We start from the raw sequence: 13,313 nt of genomic DNA, 5'->3' as shown, positions 1-13,313 counted from the left end.
GGATCAGGTGGGCGGAGGCATGCGCACATGGGCATGAGCGTGATCATCTCGGCGGCGACGGCACAGGACGCCGAACAGATCTTGAAACTTCAGTACCTCTGCTTCCAGAGCGAGGCGGAGCTGTACGGGAACTACCGGATCGACCCGCTCGTCCAGACCCTCGATTCGGTGCGCGCGGAGATCGCCACGAATCTGGTGTTCGTGGCGCGGCTGGGGGACGAGGTCGTCGGCTCGGTCCGCGGATCCACCGATCAGGACGGTACCGGGCAGATCGCGAGGCTCTGCGTCCACCCGCGGCTCCAGGGGCACGGGCTCGGCGCCCGGCTGCTGCGGGCCGCGGAGTCGGGACTCGTCGACGAGCGGTCGGCCACTCGCTTCCGGCTGCACACCGGCCATCGCAGCGAGGGAAATCTGCGGCTCTACCAGCGGGCGGGTTACGCCCCCGTGGGCAACGAGACCGGTCGGGACGGCGTCCGGTTGATCCTGCTGGAGAAGGATGTGACCGCCCCCGCCTATGTGGCCAGCGCGTAGGGCCGGTTACGCGTTCTCGCCCCGCCTACGCGTTTTTCGCCCGGCGCAGCCACATCATCCCGGTGATCGGCAGGATCACCGGGATGAACAGATAGCCCATACCGAAGTCGGACCAGACGGTGGCGTCCGCGAACGCCGAGGGCTCCACCATCGTCCAGGTCCCCACGACCAGCACGCCCAGGAGCTCGGCGGCGCAGCACACCAGCGCCGACCTGCGCGCCTTCTCGCCGCCGCGCACCAGCGAGTACGTGATGAATCCGTAGACGAGGGCGGCGACGGCCGACAGCGCATAGGCGAGCGGTGCCTTGTCGAAGTCCAGGATCACCTGGACGATCGAGCGGGAGGCCGCCGCGACGGTGAACACCCCGTAGAACCAGACCAGCACCCGGCCTGGACCGGTGCCGAGGTCGAAGGGCTGCTTCTCGCCGGTGGCCGCCGCGGGGGTGCGATCGGTGTCGGTCACGGTCAGTTTCCCCAGATGTCGTAGAGCCGTACTTCGAGGACGGCCAGCACGACCGCGCCCGCCGCCACCGTCACCGAACCCCATCGGGTCCGCTCGGTGAGCGACAGGAAACCGGCCGCGGGCACGGCGAGGAAGGCCCCGATCAGATACGCGATGAAGATCGTCATGCCCTGCTCGGGCCGTTCGCCCCGGGACAACTGCACGATGCCCACCACCAGCTGGGCCAGCGCCAGCAGGGAGACCACTGCCATCCCGATGAAATGCCAGTCCTTGGTCGGCTGGTCCCGGTATGCGGCGAATCCGCACCAGGCGGCGAGGGCGAGCGCGGTCACGGCGACCGCGACCGTCAGGGCGTCAAGCATGAGGTGAGGGTATTACGGACCAAAAGGCCCCCTGCGTGCGCCCCCGTACCCGGAGGACATGGCCCGAGGGCAAGGCCCTAGTGTCGATGCACATGAAGATCCATGCCCAGGCCCTGCTGTTCGACAACGACGGGACACTGCTCTCCTCGATCGAGTCGGTGTACCGCTGCTGGACCCGGTGGGCCCAGGAGTACGGGCTCACGGCGGAGGACTTCCAGGGCGTCGAACTGCACGGCCGGACGGCAGGGGAGATCATCGCCGAGCTGCTTCCCGCGGACCGGGTCGACGGGGCCCTGGCCCGTATAGAACAGCTGGAGGTCGAGGACGCCCCCGGCGGCGTCGTGATCCTGCCCGGCACCAAGGAGCTGCTCGGTGCGCTGCCCGCGCACCGCTGGGCCGTCGTCACCTCCGCCACCCGGTTGCTCGGCGAGGCCCGGCTGCGCGAGGTGGGGATCGACTTCCCCGTGATGATCGCCGCCGAGGACGTCACCCGGGGCAAGCCCGACCCCGAGCCCTACCTCCTGGCTGCCGCGCGCCTCGGCGTCGACCCGGCGCGCTGTGTGGTCTTCGAGGATGCCCCCGCCGGACTGCGGGCCGGACGGGCGGCAGGCATGAAGACCGTGGCCTTGGCCACAACGCACGACCGTTCCGAGCTGGACGCGGATGTCGTCATCGGTGACCTCTCCGCCGTATCGGTGCAGGTCACAGCCCAGGGCGTGGAAATCACAGCGGTCGGCTGAATCTGCTCGCACCACCATCCACGGCTGTCCGCTATTCGGACAGGCGGACCGGGCGGAACGTTACGTCTGTTTTACTTGGCGCATGACCACGACGAGCAACCGCATCCTTGCGACCGAGGCGATCACGACGCCCGGTGCTCGTTGTATGTGTCGAATGCGCGCCTTCTGAGGGCCCCCGCCTGAGCCTCGCGCCCCGAAGCGAGACCGAGCCCGAGCCGTCCGCACCCGGCGGAGCGAGCCTGCCCGAGCACCGCTGTCCCGGCCCCCGCCGTACCCAGCCGTGCCGAGACCCCGCTTGGAACGTCCGATCGAAACGTCCAAACAGTCTCATCAGACGAATGCCCCGTGCCCGGCGGACACCGCGCCGCGCACTCGACAGTGACGGAAACCCCTGTGATCACCACTTCGGGCCTCACGAAGGTCTACCAGTCGCGCGGCCGCGAGGTCACCGCCCTGGACGGCGTCGACCTGCACGTCCGCGAGGGCGAGGTGTACGGCGTCATCGGACAGAGCGGCGCCGGAAAATCCTCCCTCATCCGCTGCATCAACCTCCTGGAACGCCCCACCTCCGGCACCGTGACCGTGGCCGGCCAGGACCTCACCGCCCTTGCGGGCCGGGGTCGCCGGGCCGGCAAGGAGCTGCGCGAGGCGCGCAGCCGCATCGGCATGGTCTTCCAGCACTTCAACCTGCTGGCCTCGCGCAATGTCCAGGACAACGTCGAACTCCCGCTGGAGATCCTCGGCGTCTTTGGCAAGGACCGCTCCCGCAAGGCCCTCGAACTCCTCGACCTGGTGGGCCTCGCCGACAAGGCCAAGGCCTACCCCGGCCAGCTCTCCGGCGGGCAGAAGCAGCGCGTCGGCATCGCCCGCGCGCTCGCCGGAGACCCCAAGGTACTGCTCTCCGACGAGGCGACCTCCGCCCTCGACCCCGAGACCACCCGCTCCGTCCTCCAGCTGCTGCGCGACCTCAACCAGCAGCTCGGCCTGACCGTTCTGCTCATCACGCACGAGATGGACGTCGTCAAGACGATCTGCGACTCGGCCGCGCTGATGCAGAAGGGGCGCATCGTCGAGTCGGGCACCGTCGGTGAACTGCTCGCCACGCCCGGCTCCGAACTGGCCCACGAGCTGTTCCCCGTCGGCGGTACGGCCTCCGGCCCCGACCGCACGGTCGTCGACGTCACCTTCCACGGGGAGGCCGCCACCCAGCCGGTGATCTCGCAACTCTCCCGTACGTACAACATCGACATCTCGATCCTGGGCGCCGCGATGGACACCGTCGGCGGCAACCAGATCGGCCGGATGCGCATCGAGCTGCCCGGCCGCTTCGAGGAGAACGTCGTCCCGATCGGCTTCCTGCGGGAGCAGGGCCTGCAGGCCGAGGTCGTGGAGCAGGACGCCGCCTCCATCCCCGTACAGACCCCCGCCCCGCTCACCAAGGAGGTGGCGAAGTGACCTGGTCCGAAATGCAGCCGCTGCTCACCCAGGGAACCATCGACACCCTTTACATGGTGCTCTGGTCCGCGGTCGTCACCGTTCTCGTGGGGCTGCCGCTCGGCGTCCTGCTGGTCCTCACCGACAAGGGCGGACTGCTCCGGAACACCCCGGTGAACAAGGTCATCGGCGTGATCGTGAACGTCGGCCGTTCGCTGCCGTTCATCATCCTGCTGATCGCCCTGATCCCCTTCACCACCTGGGTCGTCGGCACCTTCATCGGCCCGACCGCGATGATCGTGCCGCTCGCCGTCGGCGCCATCCCGTTCTTCGCACGGCTCGTCGAGACGGCGGTCCGCGAGGTCGACCACGGGCTCGTCGAGGCCGTCCAGTCGATGGGCGGATCCATCCCGACGATCGTGCGCAAGGTGCTGCTGCCGCAGGCGCTGCCCTCGCTCATCTCCGGCGTCACCACCACCGTCATCGTGCTGATCGGCTACTCCGCGATGGCCGGTGCGGTCGGCGGCGAGGGGCTCGGCTCCAAGGCCGTGACCTACGGGTTCCAGCGCTTCGACAACCAGTTCATGCTCATCACCGTCGCGCTGCTGATCGTCATCGTGACCGTGATCCAGCTGGTCGGCGACGCAGCCGTACGCCTGCTGGCCCGCCGGGGCCGTACCACCACCTGAGACTTCCTCTCTGCTCAAGCCCGAACTCCTTGTCCGGGCGCACCACCCTCACCACCAGAAAGAGGCACTTTTCGTGCGTAAGAACATCAAGATCACCGCAGCTGCCGCCGCCACCGCCGCCCTGGCCTTCGGCCTCACGGCCTGCGGCACGTCGTCCGACCCGGCCTCCAAGAGCGAGACCGGCGCCAAGGCCGACACCTCCAAGGCGCTCGTCGTCGCCGCGTCCCCGACGCCGCACGCCGACATCCTGAACTTCGTCAAGAAGAACCTGGCGGCCAAGGCGGGCCTCAAGCTGGAGGTCAAGGAGTTCACGGACTACGTCCTGCCGAACACCGCCACCGAGACCGGCCAGGTCGACGCCAACTTCTTCCAGCACGCGCCGTACCTCGACGACTTCAACAAGAAGAACAACACTCACCTCGTCTCCGTGGGCACCGTCCACCTGGAGCCCCTCGGCCTCTACTCCAAGAAGGTCAAGGCCATCGGTGACATCAAGTCCGGCCAGACCATCGCGGTGCCCAACGACACCACGAACGAGGGCCGCGCCCTCCAGCTGCTCGCCGAGAACGGTCTGATCACCCTCAAGCCCGGTGTCGGCACCGACGCCAAGCTGAGCGACATCACCGACAAGAAGGGCCTGGAGTTCAAGGAGCTGGAGGCCGCAACCGTGCCCCGCGCCCTGAACGATGTGGACGCCGCCGTCATCAACGGCAACTACGCCATCGAGGCCAAGCTCAAGCCCGCCGAGAACGCCCTGGCGCTTGAGAAGGCCGACGGCAACCCGTACGCCAACATCATCGCCGTGAAGAAGGGCAACGAGAAGGACGCCCGCGTTCAGAAGCTCGTGAAGCTCCTCCACTCCGACGAGGTCAAGAAGTTCATCGAGGACACCTACCAGGGCTCGGTCATCCCGGCCTTCGGCACCGCCGCCAAGTCCTGACACCCGCACGGAATTTGTCCGACGAGCCCCGCGCACCCCACCAGGGGGGCGCGGGGCTCCGTCGTACGGACCCGCCCATGCACAATGCCGGCCCGATGCTGCATGCTGTGCCTTTACACGGTCTTCGGCATGGAGCTGCGCATGACTTCCACCTTTCCGGACATCTCCATCAGCACGGATCGGTTGGTGCTGCGCCCCTTCGACATGGCGGACGTCCCCGCGTACATCGAGATGATGAACGACGAACTCGTGACCGCCTGGACCGAGGCCCCTCACCCCTACACCCAGGTCGACGCCGAACGCTGGGTCCGCAGGATCGCACCCGCACAGCGGACCACGGGCGACGGCATCGTCTTCGCCGTCACCGAATTCCTCACCCAGCGACTCGTCGGATCGGTCCGTCTGCGCAACACCGACTGGCGCACCCTCGCCACCGAGGCCGCGTACATCACCGCCCCCTGGGCACGCGGCGAGGGATACGCCACCGAGTCCGTGCTGGCGCTGGCCCAGTGGCTCTTCCGCGACCAGGGCTTCGAGCGCATCGAACTGCGCACCGCCGCCGACAACACCGCCGCCCAGCAGGTCGCCCAGAAGCTCGGCTGCATCAGCGAGGGAGTGCTGCGCAACGCCCGCATAGCGCGCACCCGGACCGAGAACGGCACAGACGGAGGCTGGACCGACATCAGGACCGACCTGATCGTCTGGGGCCTGCTTCCCGAGGACCTCGAAGGGGTCGCCGAACAGCTCGCCGACGCGGGCGGCTACGGCGCCTACAACGACTGGAACTGACCCCTCCAAGGGGTCCTGGCACCGTACTGGCACGGACCGGGTACTCTCACCGTGCCCGCCCCTCACGGGCATCCCCACCTGCGACAACTCCAGGAGACTGACGACAGATGGCCGATCGGGTCACCGTGATCGGCTGGGACGGCTCGCCACTGACCGGAGCGGCCACGGCCGCGCTCTCGGCCGCCACGCTCGTCGCCGGAGCCGCCCACCACCTCGCACTCCCCGAAGTCCCGGCGAACGCCGAACGGATCCGCCTGGGCTCCATCGACCTCGCCGCCCGCCGGATCGCCGGACACCGCGGCAGCGCCGTGGTCCTCGCCGACGGAGACCCCGGCTTCTTCGGGGTCGTACGCAATCTCCGCGCACCCGAGCACGGCCTCGAAGTCGAAGTGGTGCCCGCCGTGTCCTCCGTCGCCACCGCGTTCGCCCGCGCCGGGATGCCGTGGGAGGACGCCCAGATCGTCGTCGCCCACCCCCGCACCCTGCGGCGCGCCGTCAACGTGTGCCGGGCCCACCACAAGGTCGCCGTTCTCACCTCGCCCGGCGCCGGCCCCGCCGAACTCGCCCTGCTCCTCGAAGGCGTCCACCGCACCTTCGTCATCTGCGAGGAACTCGGCACCGCACGCGAACAGGTCAGCGTCGTCACATCCGAAAAGGCCGCCGACCACGTCTGGCGCGACCCCAACGTGGTGATCGTCATCGGCGGCGGCCCCGAACCGCAGGCCTCCGGCGCCTGGATCGCCGGCCGTCACCCCGCCTACCCCCGTGGCGTACGCGGCTGGGCACTGCCCTCCCATGCCTACCCGGGCGGCGCCACGGACGCCGGGGACGAGAGCGGCGAGGGCGAGGCCCCGGGGCTGCGCGCCGCCCAACTGGCCCGCCTCGGCCCCCGCACCGGAGACCTTCTGTGGGACATCGGCTCCGGCAGCGGAGCCCTGGCGGTGGAGGCCGCCCGTTTCGGGGCTGCGGTCCTGGCGGTCGACAGCGACCCGGCGGCCTGCGCCCGCACCGCGGCTTCGGCCCGGTCCTTCGGAGTCCAGCTCCAGGTCGTCGAGGGCCGGGCACCCCATGTGCTGGAACGGCTGCCGGAGCCCGATGTCGTACGGATCGGGGGCGGGGGAGTCCCCGTCGTCACCGCCGTCACCGAGCGCCGGCCCGAGCGCATCGTGACCCATGCGTCGACACGGGACGAGGCCGAGGCACTCGGCGCGGCACTCACCGGAAACGGGTACACCGTCCGGTGTTCGCTCCTTCAGTCCGTCGAACTCGACACGGCCGCATGGTCGGAGCGCGAACGCTCGGTCGTGTTCCTGCTCTCGGCGCTGCGTTCGGACCTCGCCCCCTGAACCGGTCGGCGTACAGCGCGAGGTAGGCTGGCCGATCGTTGCACCGCGGCTGGGCGTTCGTCGCTTCGTTCGTCAATGTCCGGAAAAGGGGACCGTTTTGGCCCCCGTTGTGGTACGGCAGAACCGGGGGATGCGCGACGTGGCGCAGTCCACAGCGGGCCGTGGCGAAATGAGCTGCCGCGGCGGCGAACGGCCGCGAGAATGCAGTATGTCCGCGACCGTTTCGTGCCGCGCGGCGCGCCCGCTCGTTCTTGTTGACGAGCGCCGGCGTGCCGTGGTCGGGCGTCCCGGGCGATGGGCCGAAGGAGCACTGACGATGGGCGAGGGGTACGCATGAGTGACACCGGCCAGATCCCGGGTGAGGGACTGCCGGAGAACGCAGGCATGGTGGAGCAGCCGGGCATCGCCGCCCCGGATGCCTACACCTACCTCGCTCCCTCCGAGCATGTGTCCGAGGACGACGATCTCCTGTTGATGCCGAGCGCCCAGGGCGCCTGGGGCGACCCGCAGGCGGTACCGGCCCCCGGCCAGTACCCCGAGGGCGTCGCCGCGCAGGCGCTGCTGCCCGAACAGGGCGCCCACCAGGCCCAGCCCTCGGTACACGCGGCCCACTCCCAGCCGGTCGGCGAGGCTCCCGCGCAGCCCCAGGGGCCCGTGCAGGTGCAGGTACAGGAGCCCGTCCAGACACAGGTCGCGGACGCATACGCCGTACAGCAGCCGGTGGTCGAACCCCTGCCCGAGACCGGTCAGGGGACGCACGAGACCGGTGGCCGCGACTCCGGTTCGGTCGACCTGAGGGGCGTACGCATCCCGTCGCCCACCCCGGCTCCCGCCCCGACCGCGGCAGCGCAGGCCCAGGCCCCGGTGCGCCGGCCGCTGCATCGTGGCCCGGTCGCGGCAGACGGCGGGCCGTCCTACGGCGGAACGCCCAGCGGCGGTGTGGTCCGCTCGCTCGCCGACCGCGGACCGGCGGGCGCGCCCCAGGCGCAGGCCCAGGCCCAGGCCCCCGCACGGCACGCCGGACCGCCGACCACCGGGCCCGAGTACTTCGAGATGCCGGTTGACGAGGCGGCCGCACTGCCGGGCCCGCAGCTCGGTGAGATCCAGCCGCAGGGCGGAAGCCCTTGGTCGGCAGAGGCGCCGCAGCCCGTCGTTCCCCCGGTGGCAGCAGAAACGGTCGTGTCGGAGCCGGTCGCCGAGCCGGTACCGGCGGCACCGCAGGCACAGCCGGTGCAGGTCGCTCCGGCAGTGGTGCCGGAGGCCGTGAGTGCTCCCGAGGCCGATGCGGTACCGACCACTGCCGAGACTCCCGTCGAGGTTGCGGCGGAGGTTCCTGCCGGGGCACAGGCAGAGGCTGTGTCCGAGGTGCCTGCCGAAATCGCTGTCGTCGCATCGCAGGACGTCGAGGTAGCCGCTCCCACGGGCCAGTTCGTGCCCGTGGAGGGTTCGGTGCCGACGCCCCCGCACCCGGCCCCGACCCCCGTGGTGGAGCAGGCTGTGGAAACCGAGCCCGAGCCCGAGCGCGTGGTGTTCGCGATGGAGCCGGTCCAGCCCGCTCGGCCCGAGGCCGCCGAGGCCGCGGAAGCGGTCGAGAGCGTCGAGAACGTCACGCCCGCCGAAGCTCCTGAGCCGATCCCCGCGCCCGTCCCCGAGGCCGAGGCTCCGACGGTGGCCGAGCCGGAGCCCGAACCGGGCCCGGAGGTCATTGAGACCCCGGACATCACGGCCCCCACGGACAGTGCGGAGGCCACGGAGACCGCGCCCGTGGAGTCCGTACAGCCCGAGGCCCGGCCCGAGCCCGGGCTCCAAGCCGAGGAAGCGGAAGCTCCCGAGGCGTCCGAGTGCGACGAGACCGGGGCTCCCGCCTCCGCGCCCGCCCCCGGCTACGACGACGCCGAGCGCGAGGCCGTCCTGCGGGTCATGCGCGAGCGCCGCGACATCCGCAACGGCTTCCGCAGCGACCCGATTCCGCACGAGGTTCTGCTGCGCGTCCTCGAAGCCGCGCACACGGCGCCCAGCGTCGGCCACTCGCAGCCCTGGGACTTCGTCGTCATCCGCTCGGCGGAGACGCGTCGTTCCATGCACGAACTGGCACAGCGTCAACGCGACGCCTACGCCAAGTCGCTTCCCAAGGGCCGGGCCAAGCAGTTCAAGGAACTGAAGATCGAGGCCATCCTCGACACCCCGGTCAACATCGTCGTCACCGCCGACCCCACCCGCGGCGGCCGTCACACCCTCGGCCGGCACACCCAGCCGCAGATGGCCCCGTACTCCTCGGCGCTCGCCGTCGAGAACCTGTGGCTCGCCGCCCGCGCCGAAGGCCTCGGCGTCGGCTGGGTCAGCTTCTTCGACGAGCGCGAGATGGTCCGCGCCCTGGGCCTGCCCGAGCACCTCGAAGTCGTCGCGTACCTCTGTGTCGGTTACGTCGACGAGTTCCCCGAGGAGCCCGAACTGATGCAGGCGGGCTGGTCCAAGCGCCGCCCGCTGTCGTGGGTCGTCCACGAGGAGACGTACGGCCGCCGCGCACTGCCCGGCGAGGAGCCGCACGACCTGCTGCAGGAGACCATCTCCAATATCCGTCCGCTGGACGCCAAGGCGCTCGGCGAGGCCTGGGAACGCCAGAAGCGGATGACCAAGCCCGCTGGTGCGCTCGGCATGCTGGAGATCATCTCCGCGCAGTTGTCGGGACTCTCCCGGATGTGCCCGCCGCCGATCCCTGAGCCCGCGGCCGTCGCGATCTTCGCGGGTGACCACGGGGTGCATGCCCAGGGCGTCACGGCCTGGCCGCAGGAGGTCACCGGCCAGATGGTCGCCAACTTCCTCGGCGGCGGCGCGGTCTGCAACGCGTTCGCGGCCCAGGTCGGCGCCGAGGTGTGCGTGGTCGACGTCGGTGTGGCCATGGAGCTGCCCGCGACCCCCGGCCTCCTTCCCCGCAAGGTACGCGCCGGAACGGCCGACTTCACGACCGGCCCGGCCCTCACCCGCGAGGAGGTCCTCGCGGCCATCGAGGTCGGCATCGAGACCGCCCGTGATCTGGTCGCGGCGGGCAACAAGGGCCTGCTCACCGGTGAGATGGGCATCGCCAACACCACTGCGTCGGCCGCACTGATCTGTGTGTACACGGGCATGGACCCGGCCGAGGTGACCGGTCGCGGTACCGGCATCAACGACGAGATGCACGCCCGCAAGGTCGACGTGGTCCGCCGGGCCCTCGAACTCCACCAGCCCGACCCGGCAGACCCGATCGGTGTCCTGGCATCCGTCGGCGGCCTCGAACACGCGGCGATGGCCGGCTTCCTGCTGGGCGGTGCCTCGCTCCGTACGCCCGTCATCCTCGACGGCGTCAGCGCGGGAGCCGCGGCCTTGGTCGCCCGGGCGATCGCCCCCGAGGCCCTCGCCGCCTGCATCGCCGGCCACCGCAGCGCCGAGCCCGGCCATGTCGCCGCGCTCAACAAGCTGGGCCTGCGCCCGCTGGTCGACCTCGACCTCCGCCTCGGCGAAGGCACGGGTGCGCTGCTGGCGCTGCCGATCGTGCAGAGTGCGGCGCGGGCGATGCACGAGGTGGCGACGTTCGACTCGGCGGGCGTCACGGAGAAGTAGCTCCTCCGCCGGAGCTCCGCTCCTCGATCGCCGAAGGGCTTGATTTCCAGCCTTGCCGGCGTTCGAGGCGCGGGGTCCGGGGCGCAGCCCCGGTCACGGGAAAGGGCGGGCAGGGGAACAATCCCGCCGCAAGCGCCCCACCCCGTATCGTGGACCCGTCCCCACAAACCCGCACGTCACAGCCGCTCCACCGCCGCAGCGGCCCGCATCCCGCACCTTACGAGGAGCCGCCCCGCCATGGCCGAGCACGCAGATCACGCCGATCACCCTGCGTACCCCGTCGGACTGCGTCTCAGCGGCCGCCGAGTCGTCGTGGTCGGTGGCGGCCAGGTCGCCCAGCGCCGCCTCCCCGCGCTCATCGCGGCAGGCGCCGACATCGTCCTCGTGTCGCCGGCCGCGACCCCGTCCGTCGAGGCGATGGCCGACGCCGGCGAGATCCGATGGGAGCGCCGCCCGTACGCCGACGGGGACCTGGCCGACACCTGGTACGCACTCATCGCGTCCGACGACACCGCGGCGAACGACGCCGCCTCCGCCGAGGCCGAGCGCACCCGCACCTGGTGCGTCCGCAGCGACAACGCCGACGCTGCCACCGCCTGGACCCCGGCCACCGGCCGCAGCGAGGGCGTGACCGTCGCCGTCCTCACCACCGACACCCAAGGCCGCGACCCACGCCACTCCGCCGCCGTCCGCGACGCCATCGTCGAGGGCCTGCGCGACGGCACCCTCGCCGCACCCCACCACCGCACCCGGACCCCCGGTGTCGCCCTGGTCGGCGGCGGCCCCGGCGACCCGGACCTGATCACGGTGCGCGGCCGCCGCCTCCTCGCCGAGGCCGACGTCGTCATCGCAGACCGCCTCGGCCCGCGCGACCTGCTCGACGAACTCCCGCCGCATGTCGAGGTGATCGACGCCGCGAAGATCCCGTACGGCCGCTACATGGCCCAGGAGGCGATCAACCAGGCGCTCATCGAGCACGCCAAGGCGGGCAAGGCCGTCGTGCGGCTCAAGGGCGGCGACCCGTTCGTCTTCGGCCGCGGCATGGAGGAGGCCCAGGCGCTCGCCGCCGAAGGCATCGCCTGCACCGTCGTTCCCGGCATCTCCAGTTCGATCTCCGTGCCCGGCGCGGCCGGAATCCCCGTCACCCACCGCGGTGTGGCCCATGAGTTCACCGTCGTGAGCGGCCATGTCGCCCCGGACGACGAGCGCTCGCTGGTCGACTGGCCGGCCCTCGCCCGGCTGCGCGGCACGCTCGTGCTCCTGATGGCCGTCGACAAGATCGGCGCGATCGCCCGTACCCTCATCGCCCACGGCAAGGCCCCCGAGACCCCGGTCGCCCTGGTCCAGGAGGGCACCATGGCAGCCCAGCGCCGGGTCGACGCAACGCTCGCGACCGTCGCCGAACGGGCCGTCGCCGAAGATGTACGTCCCCCGGCCGTCATCGTCATCGGTGACGTCGTCGCGGTCGGCGCGAGCTCCGTATCGCTCCCCGCCGAATAGCCGGCGCGAGCGCCGCCCGCACCCCGCCGAGTAACCAGCGGTAACGGATCTTCTCCCAAGCCGTTGGCACCACACACCGGACAAGGCAGTATCAAACCCGTGGCTGATCTCATCACCGTCGACGACCCCGACGACCCCCGCCTGCGCGACTACACCGGGCTGACCGATGTCGAACTCCGGCGCAGGCGAGAGCCCGCCGAGGGCCTCTTCATCGCCGAGGGCGAGAAGGTGATCAGACGCGCCAGGCAAGCCGGGTACGAGATGCGGTCGATGCTGCTCTCGGCGAAGTGGATCGATCTGATGCGCGACGTCATCGACGAGGTCCCGGCCCCGGTGTACGCGGTCACTCCCGAGCTCGCCGAGCGCGTCACCGGATACCACGTCCACCGCGGCGCCCTCGCCTCGATGCAGCGCAAACCGCTGCCGACGGCCGACGAACTGCTGGCGACGACCCGCCGGGTGGTCGTCATGGAGGCCGTCAACGACCACACCAACATCGGGGCGATCTTCCGCAGCGCCGCCGCCCTCGGCATGGACGCCGTACTGCTCTCCCCGGACTGCGCCGACCCGCTCTACCGGCGCTCCGTCAAGGTCTCGATGGGCGCGGTCTTCTCCGTCCCCTACGCCCGTCTCGACACCTGGCCCAAGGCGCTGGAGACCGTGCGGGAAGCCGGCTTCAAACTTCTCGCGCTGACCCCGGACGAAAAGGCCAGCAGCATCGACGAGGCGGCACCGCACCGGATGGACAAGGTGGCGCTGATGCTCGGCGCCGAGGGGGACGGACTGTCCACCCAGGCCCTGGTCGCCGCCGACGAATGGGTGCGCATCCCGATGGCGCACGGCGTCGACTCGCTGAACGTGGGAGCGGCCGCCGCGGTCGCGTTCTACGCGGTGGCATCAGGCCGCCCGCAGAACTGAC

At 70.8% G+C, this 13,313-nt stretch carries 12 protein-coding genes; 10 read left to right on the top strand and 2 right to left on the bottom strand.

What is annotated here, in order from left to right; translation table 11 throughout:
• Positions 1-27: 27 nt before the first annotated feature.
• The gene (locus IEZ15_RS10585; protein WP_189276088.1) at positions 28-531 is read left to right on the top strand and encodes a GNAT family N-acetyltransferase; all 504 of its coding nucleotides are present in this window, start codon (positions 28-30) and stop codon (positions 529-531) included.
• Between the two features lie 25 nt (positions 532-556).
• On the opposite strand, the gene IEZ15_RS10580 is transcribed toward IEZ15_RS10585, so the two are convergent.
• Both IEZ15_RS10580 and IEZ15_RS10575 read right to left on the bottom strand, forming a co-directional pair.
• The gene (locus IEZ15_RS10580) at positions 557-994 is read right to left on the bottom strand and encodes a hypothetical protein (RefSeq protein ID WP_114243557.1); all 438 of its coding nucleotides are present in this window, start codon (positions 992-994) and stop codon (positions 557-559) included.
• Between the two features lie 2 nt (positions 995-996).
• The gene (locus IEZ15_RS10575) at positions 997-1,356 is read right to left on the bottom strand and encodes a hypothetical protein (RefSeq protein WP_072484474.1); all 360 of its coding nucleotides are present in this window, start codon (positions 1,354-1,356) and stop codon (positions 997-999) included.
• A 92-nt stretch (positions 1,357-1,448) separates the two neighbouring features.
• Between IEZ15_RS10575 and IEZ15_RS10570 the strand changes: the two genes are divergently transcribed.
• From IEZ15_RS10570 to IEZ15_RS10530, 9 genes are all read left to right on the top strand, one after another.
• Positions 1,449-2,096, top strand: coding sequence for an HAD family hydrolase (locus IEZ15_RS10570; protein ID WP_189276086.1), 648 nt, complete (start codon positions 1,449-1,451; stop codon positions 2,094-2,096).
• A 393-nt stretch (positions 2,097-2,489) separates the two neighbouring features.
• Positions 2,490-3,551 carry a methionine ABC transporter ATP-binding protein gene (locus IEZ15_RS10565; protein ID WP_189276084.1) on the top strand — a complete coding sequence of 354 codons (1,062 nt, stop codon included), beginning with the start codon at positions 2,490-2,492 and terminating at the stop codon, positions 3,549-3,551.
• On the top strand, positions 3,548-4,219 hold the full coding sequence (locus IEZ15_RS10560; protein WP_189276081.1) for a methionine ABC transporter permease: 672 nt from the start codon (positions 3,548-3,550) through the stop codon (positions 4,217-4,219). Before IEZ15_RS10565 ends, IEZ15_RS10560 begins: the two co-directional genes overlap by 4 nt.
• Positions 4,220-4,292: 73 nt before the next feature.
• A complete protein-coding gene (locus IEZ15_RS10555; protein WP_189276079.1) occupies positions 4,293-5,159 on the top strand; it encodes a MetQ/NlpA family ABC transporter substrate-binding protein in 867 nt (288 codons plus the stop codon).
• Positions 5,160-5,261: 102 nt separating this feature from the next.
• Entirely contained in the window at positions 5,262-5,948 is a 687-nt protein-coding gene (locus tag IEZ15_RS10550) for a GNAT family N-acetyltransferase (protein ID WP_189276077.1), read from the top strand.
• Between the two features lie 107 nt (positions 5,949-6,055).
• Positions 6,056-7,294 carry a precorrin-6y C5,15-methyltransferase (decarboxylating) subunit CbiE gene (cbiE, locus tag IEZ15_RS10545; protein WP_189276075.1) on the top strand — a complete coding sequence of 413 codons (1,239 nt, stop codon included), beginning with the start codon at positions 6,056-6,058 and terminating at the stop codon, positions 7,292-7,294.
• A gap of 333 nt (positions 7,295-7,627) precedes the next feature.
• The gene (gene cobT, locus IEZ15_RS10540) at positions 7,628-10,894 is read left to right on the top strand and encodes a nicotinate-nucleotide--dimethylbenzimidazole phosphoribosyltransferase (protein WP_189276073.1); all 3,267 of its coding nucleotides are present in this window, start codon (positions 7,628-7,630) and stop codon (positions 10,892-10,894) included.
• A 237-nt stretch (positions 10,895-11,131) separates the two neighbouring features.
• Positions 11,132-12,394, top strand: a complete 1,263-nt coding sequence (cobA, locus tag IEZ15_RS10535) for a uroporphyrinogen-III C-methyltransferase (RefSeq protein ID WP_189276071.1) — start codon at positions 11,132-11,134, stop codon at positions 12,392-12,394.
• 99 nt (positions 12,395-12,493) lie between these two features.
• Entirely contained in the window at positions 12,494-13,312 is an 819-nt protein-coding gene (locus IEZ15_RS10530; protein WP_114243549.1) for a TrmH family RNA methyltransferase, read from the top strand.
• The last annotated feature ends 1 nt before the right edge of the window (position 13,313 follow it).

The sequence above is a fragment of the Streptomyces atratus genome (assembly GCF_014648655.1).
Taxonomy (GTDB): domain Bacteria; phylum Actinomycetota; class Actinomycetes; order Streptomycetales; family Streptomycetaceae; genus Streptomyces; species Streptomyces atratus.
The sequence above is the reverse complement of the archived record's forward strand: the minus strand, read 5'-3'. Positions and strand labels throughout refer to the sequence as shown.

What these genes read in the sequence shown, in the direction of transcription:
- IEZ15_RS10585 (WP_189276088.1), top strand. Translation starts at nt 28, where the DNA reads ATGGGCATGAGCGTGATCATCTCGGCGGCGACGGCACAGGACGCCGAA.
- IEZ15_RS10575 (WP_072484474.1), bottom strand. Translation starts at nt 1,356, where the DNA reads ATGCTTGACGCCCTGACGGTCGCGGTCGCCGTGACCGCGCTCGCCCTC.
- IEZ15_RS10570 (WP_189276086.1), top strand. Translation starts at nt 1,449, where the DNA reads ATGAAGATCCATGCCCAGGCCCTGCTGTTCGACAACGACGGGACACTG.
- IEZ15_RS10550 (WP_189276077.1), top strand. Translation starts at nt 5,262, where the DNA reads ATGCTGTGCCTTTACACGGTCTTCGGCATGGAGCTGCGCATGACTTCC.
- cbiE (WP_189276075.1), top strand. Translation starts at nt 6,056, where the DNA reads ATGGCCGATCGGGTCACCGTGATCGGCTGGGACGGCTCGCCACTGACC.
- cobT (WP_189276073.1), top strand. Translation starts at nt 7,628, where the DNA reads ATGAGTGACACCGGCCAGATCCCGGGTGAGGGACTGCCGGAGAACGCA.
- cobA (WP_189276071.1), top strand. Translation starts at nt 11,132, where the DNA reads ATGGCCGAGCACGCAGATCACGCCGATCACCCTGCGTACCCCGTCGGA.